14 protein-coding genes are annotated in these 19,393 nt (G+C 49.1%); 3 read left to right on the top strand and 11 right to left on the bottom strand.

The window, feature by feature from the left end:
• Nucleotides 1-83: 83 nt before the first annotated feature.
• The 4 genes from ACMVP2_RS23285 to ACMVP2_RS23270 form a co-directional block, all read right to left on the bottom strand.
• Nucleotides 84-602, bottom strand: coding sequence for a DinB family protein (locus ACMVP2_RS23285; RefSeq protein WP_416865331.1), 519 nt, complete (start codon nucleotides 600-602; stop codon nucleotides 84-86).
• Nucleotides 603-632: 30 nt separating this feature from the next.
• Nucleotides 633-1,073, bottom strand: coding sequence for a GNAT family N-acetyltransferase (locus ACMVP2_RS23280; RefSeq protein ID WP_416865330.1), 441 nt, complete (start codon nucleotides 1,071-1,073; stop codon nucleotides 633-635).
• A 100-nt stretch (nucleotides 1,074-1,173) separates the two neighbouring features.
• Nucleotides 1,174-2,097: a DMT family transporter gene (locus ACMVP2_RS23275; protein ID WP_416865329.1), complete on the bottom strand. Its 924-nt coding sequence runs from the start codon at nucleotides 2,095-2,097 to the stop codon at nucleotides 1,174-1,176.
• A gap of 633 nt (nucleotides 2,098-2,730) precedes the next feature.
• Nucleotides 2,731-4,026 (bottom strand): acetylxylan esterase, encoded by a 1,296-nt coding sequence (locus tag ACMVP2_RS23270; protein ID WP_416865328.1) that lies wholly within the window; start codon nucleotides 4,024-4,026, stop codon nucleotides 2,731-2,733.
• A gap of 405 nt (nucleotides 4,027-4,431) precedes the next feature.
• Between ACMVP2_RS23270 and ACMVP2_RS23265 the strand changes: the two genes are divergently transcribed.
• Both ACMVP2_RS23265 and ACMVP2_RS23260 read left to right on the top strand, forming a co-directional pair.
• Entirely contained in the window at nucleotides 4,432-5,124 is a 693-nt protein-coding gene (locus ACMVP2_RS23265) for a 2OG-Fe(II) oxygenase (RefSeq protein WP_416865327.1), read from the top strand.
• Nucleotides 5,121-5,393, top strand: coding sequence for an Ada metal-binding domain-containing protein (locus tag ACMVP2_RS23260; RefSeq protein ID WP_416865326.1), 273 nt, complete (start codon nucleotides 5,121-5,123; stop codon nucleotides 5,391-5,393). Before ACMVP2_RS23265 ends, ACMVP2_RS23260 begins: the two co-directional genes overlap by 4 nt.
• Before the next feature lie 1,475 nt (nucleotides 5,394-6,868).
• Here the strand turns inward: ACMVP2_RS23260 and ACMVP2_RS23255 are convergent.
• From ACMVP2_RS23255 to ACMVP2_RS23225, 7 genes are all read right to left on the bottom strand, one after another.
• On the bottom strand, nucleotides 6,869-7,354 hold the full coding sequence (locus ACMVP2_RS23255; RefSeq protein WP_416865325.1) for a hypothetical protein: 486 nt from the start codon (nucleotides 7,352-7,354) through the stop codon (nucleotides 6,869-6,871).
• Between the two features lie 159 nt (nucleotides 7,355-7,513).
• The gene (locus ACMVP2_RS23250) at nucleotides 7,514-8,398 is read right to left on the bottom strand and encodes a DNA-3-methyladenine glycosylase family protein (RefSeq protein ID WP_416865324.1); all 885 of its coding nucleotides are present in this window, start codon (nucleotides 8,396-8,398) and stop codon (nucleotides 7,514-7,516) included.
• Complete coding sequence (locus ACMVP2_RS23245; RefSeq protein ID WP_416865323.1) at nucleotides 8,388-9,236, bottom strand: bifunctional helix-turn-helix domain-containing protein/methylated-DNA--[protein]-cysteine S-methyltransferase; 849 nt, start codon at nucleotides 9,234-9,236, stop codon at nucleotides 8,388-8,390. The genes ACMVP2_RS23250 and ACMVP2_RS23245 overlap by 11 nt, the downstream gene beginning before the upstream one ends.
• 63 nt (nucleotides 9,237-9,299) lie before the next feature.
• Nucleotides 9,300-10,913, bottom strand: a complete 1,614-nt coding sequence (locus tag ACMVP2_RS23240; RefSeq protein ID WP_416865322.1) for a sensor histidine kinase — start codon at nucleotides 10,911-10,913, stop codon at nucleotides 9,300-9,302.
• A 204-nt stretch (nucleotides 10,914-11,117) separates the two neighbouring features.
• The gene (locus ACMVP2_RS23235; protein ID WP_416865321.1) at nucleotides 11,118-11,993 is read right to left on the bottom strand and encodes a transglutaminase family protein; all 876 of its coding nucleotides are present in this window, start codon (nucleotides 11,991-11,993) and stop codon (nucleotides 11,118-11,120) included.
• Nucleotides 11,994-12,017: 24 nt separating this feature from the next.
• The gene (locus tag ACMVP2_RS23230) at nucleotides 12,018-14,555 is read right to left on the bottom strand and encodes a circularly permuted type 2 ATP-grasp protein (RefSeq protein ID WP_416865320.1); all 2,538 of its coding nucleotides are present in this window, start codon (nucleotides 14,553-14,555) and stop codon (nucleotides 12,018-12,020) included.
• Nucleotides 14,556-14,628: 73 nt separating this feature from the next.
• On the bottom strand, nucleotides 14,629-17,976 hold the full coding sequence (locus ACMVP2_RS23225; RefSeq protein ID WP_416865319.1) for a DUF2126 domain-containing protein: 3,348 nt from the start codon (nucleotides 17,974-17,976) through the stop codon (nucleotides 14,629-14,631).
• 358 nt (nucleotides 17,977-18,334) lie between these two features.
• Here ACMVP2_RS23225 and ACMVP2_RS23220 point away from each other — a divergent pair, with 358 nt between their 5' ends.
• Nucleotides 18,335-19,393 (top strand): efflux RND transporter periplasmic adaptor subunit, encoded by a 1,059-nt coding sequence (locus ACMVP2_RS23220; RefSeq protein ID WP_339789695.1) that lies wholly within the window; start codon nucleotides 18,335-18,337, stop codon nucleotides 19,391-19,393.

Below are 19,393 nucleotides of genomic sequence, written 5' to 3'. Positions count from 1 at the left end.
ACACGGGAAAAGTAAAAATTTCCAGGCAGGATTTATGGTGGAAGCATCACAGGGAATTCGCTGAAAGATAGGATTTTAGGTCTCTATTTTTTCCCGAACTTCTCTCTATTGAATTCATCCGACTTATTTCGAGCAATGGATAAGCTTGTCCATTTGTCTCCAGCCTGCATCCTGGCGAGGTATACTATTTGCCCCACATGGTAAGGATAGTGCGCCAGCTGCCTGTTGATGGCTTCCATCACCGTGTGCGCTTCTGCCCGAATGTAGACAGTACGACTGAGATCCTCCTCCTTCAATGCATCCAGAGCTGTAAAAAGACAGGCCCAGCCTTCTTCCCACCTGGCGAGCACTTCGGCCCTTGTGGCTTTGTCTTCCTCAAACTCCTGGTCTCGCTGCCGCCATTCCTTCTCGCCGTCTTCGGTTAAGAAATTCGTCCAGCGGGAAAGCATATTGCCCCAGATGTGTTTCACGGTGGTGGCAATGCTATTGCTTTCTTCGTTGTACTGCCAGTGCAGCGCTTCGTCAGGTACCTGAGCCATCGCCTTGTCGCCCAGGCTTTTGTAACGCAGAAATTCCTTTTTTACCGAAGTTAAGTAGCTCATTGTGAGTGATGTTTAAATACATTGCCTATTTCAGGCCTTCCAGAAATAATGATAAAAGTCCTCTTCTTTCTTAAACCCGGTGCTATCGTACAGCCGCTGTGCCGACAGGTTGCTCACTTGCGTTTCCAGTGTAAGTCCTTTGGCCCTCGTTTCTGTGGCGAACGCTTGAGCGGCTTTCAGCAGCCCCTCGCCTATGCCCATACGCCGGAATTTCTTGTCTACATACAAATCGTTGAGCAACCAAAGGCGCTCCATAGTGACTGAGCTGAACACCGGATAAAGCTGTGTAAACCCTGCGCCCACCCCTTCTACATAAGCCATGAAAATGACGCTTTCTCCATTCAGTAGTCGTTCTTCCAGGAATTGTCCCGCTGCTTCAAGGGCTGCTTCCTGGCCATACCACTGGCGATAGCCATCAAAAAGTGGAGTAAGGTGCTGAAGATCATTCAGCCTGGCTTTTCTGATTTCCATATCGGTGTGTTCTCTTTGTCTCAAAGTAGCAAATTAAACAACCTGAGATTCTTTTCCATCCGAAGTGGCCGGAACAAACATAACAACCTTGCCTACTCCTTCAGGTAGCCGCTGGTTTTGAAAGCGCTTTGTATGCCTTTACTTTATAGCCTTTGTTCACCATAAAAATGCCAACAACTGTTATCACGAACGCCAAAGCAATAAGGGCATTTAGCTTTTCATCCAGGATCCACCAGCCAAGCAATACGGCCACCAGTGGATTGACATAAGCATATATGGAAGCGAGCCCAACGGGCAAATGTTGCAAAACATAGAGATAGCAAACAAAAGCACCAAGCGACCCAAACACCGTCACATACAAAAGCGCCGACATTCCCTGCCAGTCGACCGTTGAAAACCGGGTGTAGTCGTCGAACACAAAGCTGAACAGCCAAATACCGATGCCACCGAAAAACAAATGAAAACCAGCGTTCATCAGCGGACTTTCTGGCTTACCATACCGCCGGATGCTCACACTACCGTACGACCAGCCGACAATGGCGACAAACGTGAGTAAAATACCCATTCTATAGTCTGGGTTGACCAGGTCGGCAACATGTTCTCTAAATACGAGCATCAAGCCTCCCACCCCGAACAACAGACCTGCATAAATAAGTGCATTGGGCTTTTCTTCTGCCTTACTGGCCAGGTTGATAAGCACCACACACACCGGCATCATAGCGCAAATAAGCGCAGCCAGACCGCTGGGGATGAACATTTCGGCCCAGCCCACCAGGCCGTTGCCAATCGTGATCATCATGAACCCGATAAAGGCGTGCTTTCTGAGATAGGCAAAGTTGATAGTGCCGCCCTTGCCTGAAAGCCAAACAAATAGCAGTAGTCCACCACCTGCAATGGTCTGCCTGATGGCTGAAAAGGCAAATGCTGGAAATTGGGACACACCCACCCGCATGGCCAGGTAGGTAGTACCCCATACGATGCAAATAAATGTCAGTGCAAGATACGCCTTGGTCTGTGTTTTCATTGGTGCGGCTACAGCCGGAAAAAATAAGAGAGCGATTTACGAATAATTCGACGAATAACTATTAGCAAAGGCCAACAACTCAGGGCAAACGCATTTAAAACAAATTAGATAAATTATTTTCAAAGCTGTTTTTCTACCCCGGCCCTTAAGGGTGAAACAGCTTTGAAATTCTTCTTTCCCTTTAGGGCTAGGGTAAAAAAGAAGAATTTCAAAGTTAAATAGTTTTAAATGCGTTTGCCCTCGCCAACAACTTAGAGCAAGCAAATTTGGTCTGCAACCCTCCAAGAGTTTGTCCTTTTCGGCGCAGAAAGCTACAACACGACCGGAGAGCCTAGCAAATAGCTATCCCTTGGAGGGTTTCACATCAGCGTAAAGCTTACCGCACCGGCGCTCCTTTGCCGTCACGCAACGAGGGCAACCAAACCTTGTCTCGCTCACTCCTGAACGGCTCCTGCGACCCCTTGCGATCCTGGTGATCAGAGGTGGGCAGGATCATCACTTGCTTGGGCGTGGTGAGCTGATTGATGCCTGCAACCCTCCAAGGGTTTGTCCTTTTCGGTGCAGAAAGCTACAACACGACCGGAGAGCCTAGCAAATAGCTATCCCTTGGAGGGTTTCACATCAGCGTAAAGCTTACTGCACCGGCGCTCCTTTGCCATCACGCAACGACGGCAACCAAACCTTGTCACGTGCACTCCTGAAAGGCTCCTGAGAACCGTTGCGATCCTGATGGCCAGAGGTGGGCAGAATCATCACTTGCTTGGGTGTGGTGAGCTGATTGACACCTGCTAAAATCCCTTCCGGCGGACAGGTTTCATCGAGCAGACCGATGCCTACCAGCACCGGGCATTTGATATTGGTAACGAAGTTGGCCACATCATAGTAGCGGCTGGCTTCATGCACTTTTGCAGGGTCTTTGCCATCGGTGCTGCCATACCACTGGGGCCACCCTCCTTTTCTTCCTACATCCGGGCCAAGCATATCGAAGCCCGCAGGCACCAGCGCAATGGCTGCGGTGATCGCAGGATGGAAACCGGCCGTCATCAGGGTTTGCTGCCCACCCTGGCTGTCGCCCATCACTACCAGCGTTTCGCCATTCCAGTCGGGGCGCTCGGTGAGGTATTGCGCCGCACGGTAGCACGACAAGTACATGCGCAGGAAGTAGCTCGTTTCACGGCTGTCGTTGCCAATAGTGGGGTAATTTTTCAATGGCCCGTCCGATTGTTCCTTATAGAATTCTTTGGGTTCGTCGATAGGCAGGTCATGCGCTTCTATGTTCAGCGTCAGCCATCCCTCCTTCGCCCGGTTCACCGCCCAGCCCTTGTCGAGCGGATACACACCCGCCCACTGCACGATGAGCAACGCTGGAAACTTCTCTCCCGACGATGGCTTGGCCAGCTGTCCCTGGATATGACTCCCATTGATGTTGTCCATGGAAATCTTCCAGTAGTCGACATTTTCAATGCCACTCTCTCCTTTTTCGAGCACAGGGTTTGCAGGCACCTTTTTAAGTTCTTTGACCTTTTTCTTCCAGAAACTATCAAAGTCTTTCGGCTTTTCGGCAGACAGGGCAATTTGATCCGGATTGGCCACAGCCCCTCCCACACTTCTGTTTCCCCAGCCGCCTTTTCCCCAGCTCACTTCCAGCAACATGGTGCCGGGCGCATCAAAGGTATAGTTCACCTGCGGCGTACCGTCTTCAAAGGAAACATCGTCATGCTGGATATCCATCAAGCCTCCCTTTTTCAGCACGTACCGAACAGAATCACAATCTTCAGCACAATTAAGTTGCCAGATAACGGTTTCACCGACCTTATAAACACCGTCGGCCTTGTCGGGCGTAATGACAACTTTTTGTGCCAAAGCGGCGCTGGCAACCAGAAAGACAACGCAAGTGAGGCCAATACGAAGATGCTTGAGAAGTGACATAGGATGTGTTTTTATGTGAAGAAAACATAAATAACGTGAGTTCGATATAAAAATGTCGTCATTCCGGAAAATATTGGCCCAAAATTCAAACTGGCCAATATTTATCCGGAATCTCATATGTCTTGGGGCAGAGATTGCGGATAATTTTCTTCAGATGAGACAAATATCTGAAGAAAATTTCCGCAATGACGCCCCTCGTTGATGTTTTGTTACATTTTCATATCGAACTCACGTTAAATACCCATGTATTGCAACCTGATTGCTTTGAACCAGGGGAGCTGTTGATCACCTGCTGACATCCCACAAAACCAGGAGCGCAAGAATCGGATTGCCACGTGCACAGGGTCAGGGTAATTTTGAATCTTAGAAACGTGCTAACCCTTTTACCCTTTTTATATGCAAGTCATGAATTTAGTTGTCACTGCCGACAGCCTGCAACACACCTTGCTTTCGCAGGGATTTGTCCATCTCGAAAATGTGCTGACCCAGGAGCAGTGTGAGGCAATAATGGCCTGGTACGCCGAGCCAAGCCTTTTCAGAACCACTATCAACATGGCCCGCTACAGGTTTGGAGAGGGCGAATACAAGTATTTCAACTATCCTTTGCCTGACCAGTTACAGTCACTTCGGCAACAGCTCTACGAAATGCTGGTGCCTGCGGCCAATCTCTGGAGCAAAGCGTTGCGGCTCAATCTGGTGTTCCCCGATAACCATGCTGACTTCCTTAAGCTTTGCCATGACAAAGGACAGCGCCGGCCTACTCCCCTGCTGCTGACTTACGGCGATGGCGGGTACAACACCCTTCACCAGGATTTGTATGGCGATGTCTACTTCCCCTTTCAGCCGGTCTTTTTCCTGAAGCAGCCCGGCTGGGACTATGAGGGTGGGGAATTTATCTTGGTGGAACAAAGGCCCAGGGCGCAATCAAAGGCAATATCGCTCACGCCAAAGCAGGGCGACCTGATCATTTTTGCTACCAGCCAGCGGCCGGTGATGGGCAGCAAAGGCTACTTCAGGGTGCAGATGCGGCACGGCGTAAGCACGGTGCACTCCGGCCACCGGATGACGCTGGGCATTCCCTTGCATGACGCCAAATGATCCGGCATACAGACCTGGGCAGCCGCCGCTTTGCCCGGAGCCGTCAGCTTTCTGCTCTCATCACGAAAGGCAACGTAACACTGGGTGGCAACGCCCGCCTGAAAATCTACGGCCAGCTCAGCTGCCCCTCTGGCAAAAGGATGAAGCCGGAAAACAGAGTCTTCTTTTTGGATGCAACAGAAGCCCAGCAGCTCGGCTTTCGACCCTGCGGGCACTGTATGCGGGAGGAGTATGGGAGGTGGAAGGAGAATGGCGGCGAATGGGGTTAAAGTTTGTCAGCTTCTGGCGTATCGGATCCATAAACATCACCAGCCTCCGGTTATTGCGAGTCACACTGTAAATGCCAATTGTGAGATGAGAATACTCATGACGTGGCAATCTGTTAGATCAGGCTGCATATTCAGGCGGATTGCCACAGCTGATGGTGATTTGTCTAAGGAAGCGACTTATCCACAGCTTCGCAATAACCGGCTTGTCGGAGTTCCCACCTCACCCCTGGCCCATTGGTATAAGCCAAAGTCTAGCATCAGCGTTGTGTGCTGGGACTAGCGAGGGCTTACTATGCAGTACTCACCAGTAGCACAAAACCCACGGCACCCGGTTATTGCGAGTCACACTGTAAATGCCAATTGTGAGATGTGAATATTCGTGACGTGGCAATCTGTTAGATCGGGCTGCATATTCAGGCAGATTGCCACAGCTGATAGTGATTTGTCAAGGGAAGCGATTTATCCACAGCTTCGCAATCACCGGTTTGTCGGAGTTTCTACCTCACCCCTGGCCCATTGGTATAAGCCAAAGTCTAGCATCAGCGTTGTGTGCTGGGACTAGCGAGGGAGTGTGGTTCTTTAACCTCGCAGGAAGAGAATCCCGGCGACGCCCAGACTACAAAAGTTTTGTCTGTTAACAGTAAAGCTAATCGGCGGGCAGCCGCTCTGGGAAAGCATCCTTGACTGAGGTGCCAAACTTTTGTAGTCTCGCCAGTTACCCTACCGTGTCTTAAGCTCCCATCCTGCTCCCTGCTAAGCCCTTACCCGGGTGGCACACAAGGGCTTGTCTCACTACCTCATAAGCCCTTATCATATAGGTAGTAAAGGCGTTGTTTCGTTCGGGATAAGCGCTTATGATAGGTGTGATAAGGGCTTAACAGGAGGCTATGGTGCGCACCACACCTGGTGAGTGCTGGGCAGCATAGGTAGTGAGTGCTGGGCACCATAGAAGCGATTGGTGCGCACCAAACGGAAGACGGAAGAGTTTGGTATGAAGGAGGCAAAAAATGAGGTAAATGCCCCCATATATATATACGAAAATCAAGCCAGTTTGGGGTAAGAGTAGGGTAGATTTTTAACCCCGTGGGAGGGGGATCCGGTTACGCACAGACTACAAAAGTTTTGTCTGTTAACAGTAAAACTGATCGGCTGCCAGCCGCTCTGGGAAAGCGTAAACCGGCTGAGGCACCAAACTTTTGTAGTCTCGCCCTCGCAGCTGATCCAACTGCTCTGGGTTTCAATTCGCTAAGCGAGAAGGATGAGTGAGAAACCCGAACCTCTATCGTAGGATCTACGATTCGACTCCACCCAATTCGGGAACTAAGGAAGTAACCAGTTGGGAAGGGAATCCTGCTGACGCACAGACTACAAAAGTTTTGCCTGTTAACAGTAAAACTGATCGGCTGCCAGCCGCTCTGGCAAGGTGTGCATCGGCTGAGGTGCCAAACTTTTGTAGTCTCGCCCTCGTGGCTAACTCAGCCTGCTGCTAGTGGCTGTTCTTTCCTGGCAATAAAGAAAGCGGAGCCGATTAATATCAATACGAGATACCAGAGGGCAAAAACGCTGACGGTGCTCAAGGTGCCTACTCCCATAAAAACCAAATAGCCCATGGCGATACCGGCAGTGAAAATTGCGGCTAGTTTCAGTGTCTGTAGTCCATCCACCACCCTGAAATAGAGTAAAAAACGTAAAAGCAGTGCAACTGTAAAGGCCAAAACAATAAAAGACAGGCCACAGGAAAGGAAATACAACAAGAAGGTCTCAGTCTTCGATGCATGGCCAAAAGTCAACCCGGTAACGACTGACAGCACAGTGGCCAGCAGCAAAAGCGCCCCTCCTGTTACTAGTATTTTGTTGGTCAGCGGCCTTGCCTTAATAAAAAGACCAGGAATGATCGCTAACAAAGCGATGGGGAAAATGAATCGGTTAAAGTTCGATGCCTCGCCAGGGCTTTCGTACATAATGTGAACGGCATTTTGGAAAAGAAGGAAGATAAAAGAGGTGGATATTCCAGCGAATAAAATTACTGTTGAATACAGTCTGTAGTTGGGGTTCATATCCTTTCATCGCTATTCATGTTATGAATCTACCAAAAAGGCGAGTATAAAACAAGAAACTGGCTACGCCAGCGACCGCCAGATGTAAAACACAATATAGGCCTCCCATCCCGGGAATTGTCGGAAAAAGTCTTCCAGCTCTTCTCTGGTTGGTTTCCTATCGAGGCCTTTTAGCTGTTTGTAGCCGTTGAGCAGCCCTGCATCGCCGTAGGTAATGGCATCGGGCCTGCGCAGGCACTTCATGGCCACGTAGTTGGCCGTCCACTCACCTACGCCCTTCAGGCTCATGAGGCATTTCAGCATCTCCGGTGTGCTCTCTAGCAAAGAAAGCTTTTCTACAGAGACCTCACCTGCGAGAAAGGCTTCGGCTACTATGTGCAGGTATCTGGCCTTTTGAGATGAGTATTGCATGCCTTTCAGGTCGTCGAAAGACAGCTTGAGCACCTGCTTCGGGGTGGGAAAAACATGGTAGGTCTCCCCCTCGTAGGTTTCGCTTTCGCCAACGGCTTCCACCAGGCTTCTTTTGAGCTTGTAGGCAAATGTCAGGTTGATCTGCTGGCCAATAATACTCCAGCAGAGCACTTCGAAAAGGTCGGGGATGGAAATTAAACGAAGCCCCCAATATTTTTCAACCAACTGCTCAAGGTCAGCATCTCGCCGGGCAATGGCTTTCAACGGCGCAACGTCCCCTCCCAAATGCAGCCACTCGGTGATGTAATCGATAATCTCCGATTTTCTGGCCTCACCTTTCAGCAAATCAACCCGAAGTGCGTCTTCCGATTCACTGATCCTTAAAAGAGAACGCCCATGACTTCCAATTCTCAAAAGCTTGGTAACCGACCCACCCTGCACCTTGTGCAGGCAGTCGTCGAAGCCCCTGTCGAGAAACCACAGGCATTCTTTGAAACTAAAATTTTCTGGTATCGAAATAGAAAGACTAAGCGGCATGCATCTCCTCTTCTTCCATGGTTCGCACCTTCTCCCAGGCAATCAGGCTCAGCTTGCGGTCGTTGCCCCAATGGTAGCCACCAATGCCGCCGTCTCTTCTGATCACACGGTGGCAGGGGATCAGCACGGCGACGGGGTTGCTGCCAATGGCAGACCCTACTGCCCTTGATGCTTTTGGGTTGCCAATATAGTCGGCAATTTGCTGGTAGGTACTCAGCTGGCCTTCCGGTATGCGGAGCAATGCTTCCCACACTTTGACCTGAAACGGAGTGCCTTTCAAGTTGAGCCTGACAGGCTGCTGATTCGAGTAGCCTAGCCCAAAAATTTGATCAACAGCGGTCTGATTGGCATCAGCGCTTTCGGTCAACAGAGCCTCGGGCCACTCAGCTTCCAGCAATGCCCGCCCCTCTTCGATAGATGCGACAAACTCAAGCTTGCAGATGCCCAGGTCGGTGGAAGCAATAATAACTCCGCCGAAGGGGGAATCGTGAAAACTGTAGTTAATACTCAGGCTGTTTCCCTTGCTTTTATAAGCACCGGGCGTCATGGCTTCAATGGTCACGAAGAGGTCGTGCAATCGGCTGGAACCAGACAATCCGGCTTCGTAGGCTACCTCACTCAGCGACACATCGCCAGTTTTCATCAGCTCCTTGGAGAGGTTGAGGCTGAGGAACTGTTGAAATTTCTTGGGGCTTATGCCTGCCCAGCTGGTAAACATTCGCTGAAAATGAAAGGGACTCAAATGCACGGCGTCGGCCACTGCTTCGAGCTTAGGCTGCTCTTTGAAATGCTCACTGATGAACTCAATGGCTTTGGCAATTCTTTGGTAATCGTTCATGGCTTCAAAATTTACTCAAAAAAACAGCAAAGCCATCTGTATTGAAACCCGAAACTTGCTGACTTATCTGTCATCGTCAGATTCAAGCGTTTCTATCGGAAAATCGATTTCAACTTTAGTCCCCTTTCCATACTCACTGCTTAGTTTGATATTGCCACCCAACTTAGTGACCATTTGCTTGACAATGTAAAGGCCCAGTCCTGACCCCTCCACTTTGTCGGTGGCTCTCTGAAACATCTGGAACAGTTTGGGTTGATATTCCGCCTTCACTCCAATGCCATTGTCTTCAAAAATAACCCTCAGAAAGCCTCCTCCCGATAAAACAGAAATTTTCAAGTAACTATCTTCCAACTGTGTGTTTTGAAACTTAACCGCATTGTTGAGTATGTTCTGAAAAATTTGGCCAATCCTCAATTTGTCAAGTATCAATACGGGGCTTTCCAATGAAAAATGTTTCTCAATTCTCAAATTCCGGAAGAGTGGATCACCTTTCAGGCTAAGCAGACATTCCTCCACAAGCTCAGCGACCTCTACTTTTTCGGCCTGCACCGGCGTTCGGTCGTTTCTGGTAAACATGATCATTTGGTGAATAAATTTATCCAGCCGCTTGCCCCTATTTTCGATCACGGTCATATACTCCTTCACTTTCACCATATCACTTTCGGCCATGGCTATGCTGGCAATACCTAAAATACTTGCAAGAGGAGCTCTTATATCGTGCGAAGTATGATAAGTAAAAAGATCAAGTTCTTTGTTTCGGATATACAACCGCTCCACAGTGCGTACCAACTCTTCATTTTTCTGTTTTAGCTGACCCTGCGCCTCACTAAGTGCCCGGTTCAGGATCTGAAGGTCATCATTGATTTTTTCCTTTTCATAAAGCAATGCCTGGTTGGTAACGTCAAATTTCTCAATTACACGTGCCTTCCTAAACAGAAACCAGGTAGTGAATATCGACGAAAAGGCAGCCAGCAAGACAAAGGCAAAACCAATGTCGTAATAACCTAAGGCAACGCCTGTGATGAGTATTCCGCTGACAATAGCTGGCACCAAAACAGTGAAAAGCCAACGCCTCAAAATTATTCTGCCACCCATATTGTCCGAGTACACCAAATTAAACACGCTGTAACGGTTTTTGATCAGTGTAAGGAATAAGTTGGAAAAAAGTACGGCAAAGCAAAAAGCTGTATGAAGGGCCATTGAAGAAAAAAACGAAATACTATTGAAGGACTTGTAGTCGAGCAGGAAACCCAAAAGTGCCGTGAAACATACAAATAACGCCCCTATAACTATTACCTCCAGCATTCGTACCTGCGCTCTGGTGACATGCCTCTTTGAGAGTCCAATCGTTATAGAGATAGCTACAAACAAAAAAACAGTAGCGCCAGACATTCTTAGCGTCAGGCTGGAGGTTTCAGGAAAGAAAAGCTGACCTGTCAGGGTTTCATACACATGCATGAGGGAAACAAGTAAAACGACCCCAAGTCCCGCAGCGGACACAAAACCTGAATAATGAATTGCCACCACACACAAAAGAAAGCAAAGGGCTGTAGCGGGCTTCATCGTCTCAAGCCCGGGAAGCACACTTTGGAAAACCTCCAGATCAAAGACCCACCCTGTGAGCACAAGGGCCGTTACTGCAACAACTATCAGATAAGACCGCTTCAAAAGAATCAAATTGTATGGAGTTTGTAAACCAACTTACTACACAAATAACTGGTTATGGCATGAGTCAGCGTTAGAGATTAACACTAACTATTCAATCAGAAAAACTACAATAATTAGCTTTAATTAACAAAAAGCTGGCAAAAAACTATATCTATCTGATAAAAATAAGACCCCACAGAGAGGTATTGCAAGTAAAATACGTCAATAGCCTGGTCACGACAACCGGCTCACATCTACTGTCACCACCATTTTCTGCCCACCATTACTGTAGACAATCCCCTTCAGCGGCACCACATCGGCAAAGTCACGCCCAAAAGCCACTCTGATGTGCTGATCCTTCACCAGCAGGTTGTTAGTGGCGTCGAACTCCACCCAACCAATGCTGGGAATGTAGACTGCGTTCCATGCGTGGGAGGCATCGGCCCCTACCATCTTGGGTTTGCCGGGAGGGGGGATCGTTTCGATATAACCGCTCACATACTTTGCGGCCAAACCAAGAGACCGCACACAAGCGAGTGAAAAGTGCGCAAAGTCCTGACAAACACCTTTTCTGTGTTTGAAGACCTCTTCCAAAGGTGTGCTGATGTCGGTAAAGCCAGGCGTGAACTTAAAGTCTTTATTGATCCGCTTATTGAGGTCAAGCATGGCATCCATTACAGGCCTGCCCGGCGTAAACGACTCAAGTGCATATTCCTTTACCCCCGGAATAAAGGTAACATATGTTGACTCCAGGTAAAACTGGCGAATGTCGTTCATGGCATCTGTGGTTTGCAACCAGCTCACCACCTCCTCCCAGGGTTCAGTTTGCTTTGAGTCAAGGTTCGCCCAGGCTGGCAACCCAATTTCCACCTCACTTTTCGACTCCACCAGCAGCTTCTGATGTGTTTTTTGCACCGAAAAATAGATGAACTCATTGTCAAAAAAGTCTTTGCGGGTAGCCAGGTAATTTGGCTCGGGGAAAATATTGTACTTATACGATTTCACCTGCTGAAAAGGAAGCCGGGCTGGCGTTTGAACCACAATGTTGTGGCACAGCGCCGTGGGCGTTTGGTAATCGTATTTCGTAATATGGGTGACTCTGTATTTCATCTCAGTCGTTAGGAATGTGCTGCCTTAAATCTCTGGCAACCTGTTGGCTTTAACAAAACCGTACTGGCTTTGGGTGTGGCTGAAGTAGCTTTCGTATATCAACGTGGAAGCTTGCTGCAAGAGCTGAATGATATCGCCCAGGAACTGCTTTAATTCCTTGCGTGTGTCAGCGTCGGGCTTCAGTTCGGCCAACTCATTGAGATCCACAAGCATGACTTTCGATAACGCTTCCAAAAGTTTCTTTCGGGCCGGGCTTAAACCGGTGCCAATGCCCAAAGACGGCAATTGCTTCAGGTGATCATCGATGCGCTCGATCATGTACACAATCGCCCTGGGATTTCTGTCGTCGGCCAGCAACAGGTTCAGTACTCCCAGCACTTCCAGGTTGGACCGATAGCGGTACCGGTAGGTCACCAGGCTTTCGTTGCTCATCAGGATCAGCTCGATGAGCGATTTTTCCTGGTCAGAAGTGGATTTGGCCGACAAAGTAGCCTGCAACATCAGGCAGGTGCCAATAGACGATTCAATGAAACGCCCTATATTAAGCAGCCTCCAGGTAGACTCCCTAGTCATGTTGTCGATATTGAGGCCGTTGAAGGCCATCATATGCACAATCAAATGATCGAGGCGGTGATAGATTCCTCTCAGGTTGGTGCCATTCATTTTCATGATCTCCCATTCCTCAGAAATCAAATCCAGGATACGCCAGGTATCAAGGCTCAGTCGGTCCCTTATGGCATATCCATTAGACAGGAAAGACTTCAACGAATGAGCGAGCGATCCAAACCGGTTTTGATCGATGGCCAATGAATAGAGCTCCTTTTCGGGGTCCTTGAGTACCCTTTTATCGTGAAAGCCCGGCTGCGTACTTGTGAGGGAAGTAAGCCCTTTCAGCAGTGTAACGAGGGTTTGATCATGCTCAATGTTGATCTCATCATCCGTTTCATTGAATTTCCTCAGCACAATCCGCATCAACCTGATGGTGCTGACAGTCCGCTCCAAATAGCGCCCCAGCCAGAAAAGATTTTCTCCGGTTCGGCTTGGTAATATGTTCTCCGTTTGCTGCACAATGACAGGTGGCTTGGCTATCTGCACATGCTCTTTGGCATGGCCCAGCACCCATGTGTCTTTGCTAATACCACCCGATTGATTGGACACGATGAAGACGCCTTTTTTAGGTGAGCTGCGTGACAGCCCTCCCGGCATAACGTGGTATGTTTCGTTTTCAGAATCGGCGACTACATAACTTCTGAACACTGCATTTCTAGCCTCCAGCTTTCCGTCAATCAGCGAGGGTGTCGTTGAAAAATCAACCATTTCCTGCCCGACGAAGAGGTAGGGCCTGACGTTGATTTCTTCTTTTAACTGCTCAATTTCCTTTTTGCTTAGCTCCCCGCCATACACCGACTTATTTTTGTCGTTTCGGTAGATCATCCTGATGATCAGCTTATCGATATTCTCCAGGACGTACTTCTTTTCCTTTTCCTGTCCACACCACCAGGTCGCCACCGACGGCAGTATCAACTCCTGTTGCAATACGTTCCTGCTTAGTTTTGGCAAAAATGCCATCAAACCAGGGTTTTCGAGGATGCGGCAACCCAGGGGATTGATCACCATCACGTTTTTCTGCCTCACCGCCTCCATAAGACCAACGACTCCCAGGTGAGAGTCGGCCCTGAATTCAAGCGGATCGCAAAACACGTCGTCCACCCTCCTTACAATCACATCCACCTTTTCAAGGCCTTTCAGCGTTTTCAGCCAGATGTAGCCGTCGCTCATGGTCAAATCCTGAGCAAACACCAGGGTGAAGCCCATGAAAGAAGAAAGGTAGGCATGCTCAAAGAATGTCTCATTCGAAGGGCCGGGAGAAAGCATCACAATCCTCGGGTTCTCCTTGTTCTTCCACGAAAGTGTAGAAAGTGTGTTCTTCAGGGTTTGGTAGTAGGAGGAGATTTTCCTCACCTGATTTTCTCTGATCAGGTCAGGAAACACCCTTGTCATGGCGGCCCTGTTTTCCAGCGAATACCCTGCTCCGGAAGGAGCGTCGGTTCTGTCGTGCAGCACCCACATTTTGCCGTTGGGGCCACGGGCAAGGTCGGCCGAGTATTGCACCAGTTGCTGGGATCCGGGTATGCGAATTTTATCGGCCTGGCGGAGAAAGCCCTGATGATTATAGATCATTTCGAAGGGAATCAACCCCTCTCTGATCAGCTTTCTTTCACCATAGATATCCGACAGGATAATATTGAGTAGTTCTGTTCTTTGAGAAAGGCCGCTTTCTATGACCTCCCATTCGCTCTGACTGAAGACCATGGGAACCGGGTCGAGGTTCCACGGGCGGTTCATTCCGTTGGGGTCGCCATATACGTTGTAGGTCACCCCGTTTTCCCTGAGCTGCTGCCCCACTTCCTTGTTCCTCAGCTCCATTTTCTCAATGCCCAGCTTTTCATAGGCATTGGCAAGCTTTTCCCAATGAGGCCATACCTTGCCATCAGGCGTGGTCATCTCATCAAAGAACGGCTCATTGGACTTCGTTCTGTCTGCCAGGTATGATTTAATCATCGCCAAATCTCACCAATTTTTTGTGATTCCAAAGTTGATTTGTGAAGATATTATGGCGGTGGCTGGCACACCATTATTTTCGCCCTTTGTACCTTCTCAAGTCCATGGTGTTCGGGTAGTCCTGGTTAACATCCTCTACGGTTATGTCATAAGTTGGCAGGATATTGATTTTGGTCACAAACCTACCAGCGGCCTGAGGCTGCATCACAGTTGGCTCCACCATGTTAATGGAGTGCCCAAAGTCGAAGAAGCGGGAAACCCTTCTTGCTTCCGCTTCATAGCTGTTCACAGGGAAGGTCGCATAGTTTCTGCCACCAGGATGAGCCACGTGGTATTGACAAGCCGCCACCGACTTTTTCGTCCATGTATCGTAGATATCAATCACCAGAGGAGTGTCGACGCCCAGCGTAGGGTGCAGTGCCGACGGAGGCGCCCAGGCCCGGTAACGGATGCCTGCCACATACTCGCCCTGCGTGCCTGTGTTTTTCAGCGGAATGGCAAAGCCGTTGCAAAGCAGCTTGTAGCGGGACTCGGTCAATCCTGTAATTTTCACCTGAAGGCGTTCGAGCGACGAGTCTACAAATCGGGCCGTGCCGGAGTTGGACATTTCTTCACCCAACACGTGCCAGGGCTCGATGCCCATTTTTAGCTCCACATGAATATCGTCAACCTGTAGCTCACCCAGGAAGGGAAAGCGAAACGCAAAGAACGGATCGAACCAGGACACATCGAAGTTGTACCCGGCATTCTTTAGGTCGTTCACCACCTCCGTCATGTCCTTATAACAATAGTGAGGCAGCATAAACTTGTCGTGCAGCGATGTGCCCCAGCGCACCAGCTTGTGGTTGTAGGGCGTTTTCCAGAACCAGCTCAGCAGCGTTCTGATGAGAAGGAACTGCACCATACTCATACGGTAGTGTGGCGGCATATCAAAGCCACGGAATTCCAGAATACCCAGCCTGCCGGATGAGGAGTCCGGTGAATAGAGCTTATCGATGCAAAATTCCGCCCGGTGGGTGTTGCCGGTGATGTCGACCAGCAGGTTGCGGAAAATCCGATCTACCAGCCAGTAGGGCACGTCATTTTCTTTCATGTCGGGCACCTGCTGAAAGGCTAGCTCCAGCTCGTACAGGATCTCGTCCCTGCCTTCATCCACCCTCGGTGCCTGGCTGGTTGGGCCAATGAACTGAGTGGAAAACAAGTATGAAAGGGCAGGATGGTGCTGCCAGTAAGTGATGAAGCTTTTGAGCACGTCGGGGCGGCGAAGCAGCGGGCTATCGGCGGGTGTCACCCCACCAAGCGTGACGTGGTTGCCCCCACCCGTGCCAGTGTGCCGACCGTCCAAATTGAATTTCTCGGTAACCAGTTTGGTTTCTGCCGCCTTTTGGTACAGGATGTCGTAATTATCCTTGAGCTCCTTCCAGGAAGACGCCGGATGAATGTTCACTTCAATTACTCCCGGGTCGGGCGTAATCATGAGCTTTTGAATTCGATTGTCGGACGGCGGGTCGTACCCTTCGATCAGCACAGGTAGCTGCAGCTTTTCCGCCGTTTGCTCTATGGCCGACACCAGCAGCATGTAATGTTCAAAATGCGTCACCGGAGGGAGGAACACAAACAGTTTCCCCTGCCTAATTTCAACACCAAGGGCAGTCTTAAAAATAACTTTATCGTTATTGAAGTCTATACCCTCTTTTACATATTCAGCTTTCACATCGCCAATGGCCGGCAATGCATCTACTTCTTCGAAAAGACTTCGTTCAGGCCTCACTTCGAGCTTGTCCTCATCGAAATGCTGAATCGATTTTAGCGGAAGCCGCAGACCAGCGGGCGAATTGCCCGGGATAAGGAACAAATGCTTCCTTCTGAACTCCCAGCGGCAGCTCTGCCAGTTTTCACTCTCAAAATCCCACTGAAGCGGTATGGTAAAGGCCACGGGATTGTCCATGCCCTGGCTTAGCAATTCAGCCAGCTTCTGTCTTTCCAGCGAAGACTTCAGGTCTTTTTTAAGCGGATCCACATTCACGGGCACCTGGCTTTCTTCCCAGGCGAAGTAAAAGGGGTCTTCGTAGCCTGGGTGAATATTTGCAGGATCGAGGTGGAGCGATTCCGTCAGGGTATTGATGAACTTGGCGGCATCTTCATGGGTGAGCTTATAGTCTTTGCTCAGGTCAGCCATGAGTTTGTCGTTGTGCCAGAGCGGAAGACCATCCTTTCTCCAGAAACAAGCCAGCTTCCAGCGTGGCAACGGCTCCCCGGGGTACCACTTACCCTGCCCGTACTGCATAAGCGCACCATTGCCAAACTGGTCTTTCAGCTTATGGAAGAGTTCGTTAGACAGCTTGCGTTTGTGCTCCCCATCGGCATCTGTGTTCCATTCGGGTGCCTCGTTGTTGTCCATGGCCACAAAGGTGGGCTCTCCTCCCATGGTCAGCCGCACATCGTTAGCTACGAACTCAGCATCCACCTGATCGCCAATAGCGAGTATTTGCTCCCATTGCACATCAGAGTAAGGCTTGGTCACCCTTGGACTTTCGTGAATGCGGGTGACTTTGTTTTCGAAGTGGAAGTCGGTTTTTACTGACTCGGCAGCCCCTGAAATAGGTGCCGCACTTTGTGGGTCAGGCGTACAAGCCAGGGGAATATGGCCCTCACCAGCGAACAATCCAGACGTGGGATCGAGCCCTACCCAGCCAGCGCCGGGTATATACACCTCTGTCCAGGCATGCAAGTCGGTGAAATCCTCCTCAGGGCCCGACGGGCCTTCCAATGACTTTTGATCAGCCTTCAGCTGCACCAGATAACCAGAAGCAAAGCGTGAAGCCAGCCCCAGGTGACGCAAAACCTGAACGAGCAGCCAGGCGGAATCCCTGCAAGAACCAGACTTCAGTGTAAGCGTTTCCTGACAGCTTTGCACGCCGGGCTCCATCCTGATCCTGTAGGCGATGTCCTGGCTCAGCATTTGATTGAGCATGACCAGCACGTCAACAGTGATCATGTCCTTTGTGATCTTCTTCTTTGCCTTGTCAATCCATTCATTCAGAACTACATCGTTCTCCGTCACCTCCAAATAAGGCTGCAGCTGCTTTTGAAGCGACGCCTCATATTGAAAAGGAAATTTCTCTGCATATTCTTCAACAAAAAAATCGAACGGATTGATGACGACCATTTCAGCGATCACCTCTACATCGACAATGAAATGATCCACTTTGTCAGGAAAAACGATCCTGGCCAGGTAATTACCGAAAGGGTCTTGCTGCCAGTTGATAAAATGGTTCTTGGGCTCAATGTTCAGGGAGTACCCTTTGATCATTGTGCGGGAATGCGGGGCAGGCCTGAGCCTGATCACCTGTGCCGAAAGTTCGATCTGTCTTTCGTACTTGTAACTAGTATAGTGGCGGATGGCAACTCTTACGGACATATTTTACACCTAAGTTTGGCTCAATTTAGTGGCTGAAACCATTAATAAAAGGCAAATCTCTCATTTAATATTTTTCTGAGTACCTGCGTATTTATGGGGCCCGGCAGAAGAAGAAAAAGGGGATTGCTAATTTTTAAATTTATCACTAATAATAGGCATTTAATATGGAAATAAATATCTATTATGTGATTTTATTGAAAACTTCATAAACAGAGATAGATTTAAATGCGAGCAATCACAATCGATGCTCATCACAATATTTTGCTATCGCTTACCATATTTTACCATCCTTAAAATTTCTTAACAAACTGGCACCAATTTCTCGTCTATTTGTGTTCAAGTTGTTTTAATCGGGGTAATGAAGAAAATTCTAATAATCGCAGTTATTGTAGTAGCCGGAGGGTTGGTATTCTTTCTCACACGTAACGGAAATGGAGAGGCAGTAACGCCTGTTGCCGTCACCTCTCCAAGCAAAGGATTGGCGGCTGAGGTAATTCTTGTGAAAGATACCACGCTGGAAGAAATGGTCAACGTATTGGGGACCGTATATGCCAATGAAGAAGTAGAAGTTGCCAGTGAGGTGGCAGGTCGGTTGGTAAGGATCAACTTTTCGGAAGGCCAGTTGGTCAGGAAAGGGCAACTCCTTTTCAAACTCGACGACTCGGAGCTACAGGGGCGATTGAAAATACTGGAAGCTCGTAAGAACTTTGTAAGCTCATCTGTAAAACGGATGGAAGCGCTTTACGAGGCAGAAGCAGTGAGCCGTGAGGAATACGAAAACGAATTGAACTCCCAGGAAGTGCTTGATGCTGAAATCGATTTGATTCAAATTCAAATCGGAAAAACAGGCATTCTGGCACCTTTTGATGGTAAAACAGGGATAAGAAGGATTAGTCCGGGTGCCTATGTGAACCCAAACACAACGCTTGTTCACCTGGAGGACATGGGCAAAGTAAAAATAGAGTTTCCGCTTCCGGAAAAATATGCGAGCAAGATAAAGTCGGGTGACAAGGTCACATTTACGGTGGAAAATGATAGCCGCACCTATGAGGGCACTGTTAACGTGGTTGACCCAAAAATTGACCAGACAACGAGAAGTCTCTTTGTAAGGGCCGTTGCCGAAAACAAAGATTTTATGCTGGTGCCAGGTTCGTCTGCGTCGGTGACCGTGCCTATAGGTGGCGAAGAAAACACACTTTTGGTGCCTTCTCAGGCGCTTATCCCTAACCTTTCGGGTTATACTGTGTACACAGTAAGGAACGGGAAATCGGTTCAAACCACGGTGACTGTTGGTTTGAGGACCAGCAATTCGGTACAAATCACTTCCGGCCTCAGCAAAGGCGACACGGTGATGACGACCAACTTGCTGCGAGTGAAAGAAGGCCTGGTGATTGATCCTGTTGTTGCTAACGATTAA

Origin of the sequence: Imperialibacter sp. (assembly GCF_048007035.1) — a bacterium.
Lineage (GTDB): Bacteria > Bacteroidota > Bacteroidia > Cytophagales > Cyclobacteriaceae > Imperialibacter.
This window is presented reverse-complemented; position numbering and strand designations above follow the sequence as displayed.

Bases quoted from the DNA above. Each gene is read 5' to 3' on its own strand.
- ACMVP2_RS23275 (WP_416865329.1), bottom strand. From the start codon at position 2,097: ATGAAAACACAGACCAAGGCGTATCTTGCACTGACATTTATTTGCATC.
- ACMVP2_RS23285 (WP_416865331.1), bottom strand. From the start codon at position 602: ATGAGCTACTTAACTTCGGTAAAAAAGGAATTTCTGCGTTACAAAAGC.
- ACMVP2_RS23225 (WP_416865319.1), bottom strand. From the start codon at position 17,976: ATGTCCGTAAGAGTTGCCATCCGCCACTATACTAGTTACAAGTACGAA.
- ACMVP2_RS23230 (WP_416865320.1), bottom strand. From the start codon at position 14,555: ATGATTAAATCATACCTGGCAGACAGAACGAAGTCCAATGAGCCGTTC.
- ACMVP2_RS23220 (WP_339789695.1), top strand. From the start codon at position 18,335: ATGAAGAAAATTCTAATAATCGCAGTTATTGTAGTAGCCGGAGGGTTG.
- ACMVP2_RS23265 (WP_416865327.1), top strand. From the start codon at position 4,432: ATGAATTTAGTTGTCACTGCCGACAGCCTGCAACACACCTTGCTTTCG.
- ACMVP2_RS23245 (WP_416865323.1), bottom strand. From the start codon at position 9,236: ATGAACGATTACCAAAGAATTGCCAAAGCCATTGAGTTCATCAGTGAG.
- ACMVP2_RS23280 (WP_416865330.1), bottom strand. From the start codon at position 1,073: ATGGAAATCAGAAAAGCCAGGCTGAATGATCTTCAGCACCTTACTCCA.
- ACMVP2_RS23250 (WP_416865324.1), bottom strand. From the start codon at position 8,398: ATGCCGCTTAGTCTTTCTATTTCGATACCAGAAAATTTTAGTTTCAAA.
- ACMVP2_RS23235 (WP_416865321.1), bottom strand. From the start codon at position 11,993: ATGAAATACAGAGTCACCCATATTACGAAATACGATTACCAAACGCCC.
- ACMVP2_RS23260 (WP_416865326.1), top strand. From the start codon at position 5,121: ATGATCCGGCATACAGACCTGGGCAGCCGCCGCTTTGCCCGGAGCCGT.
- ACMVP2_RS23270 (WP_416865328.1), bottom strand. From the start codon at position 4,026: ATGTCACTTCTCAAGCATCTTCGTATTGGCCTCACTTGCGTTGTCTTT.
- ACMVP2_RS23255 (WP_416865325.1), bottom strand. From the start codon at position 7,354: ATGTACGAAAGCCCTGGCGAGGCATCGAACTTTAACCGATTCATTTTC.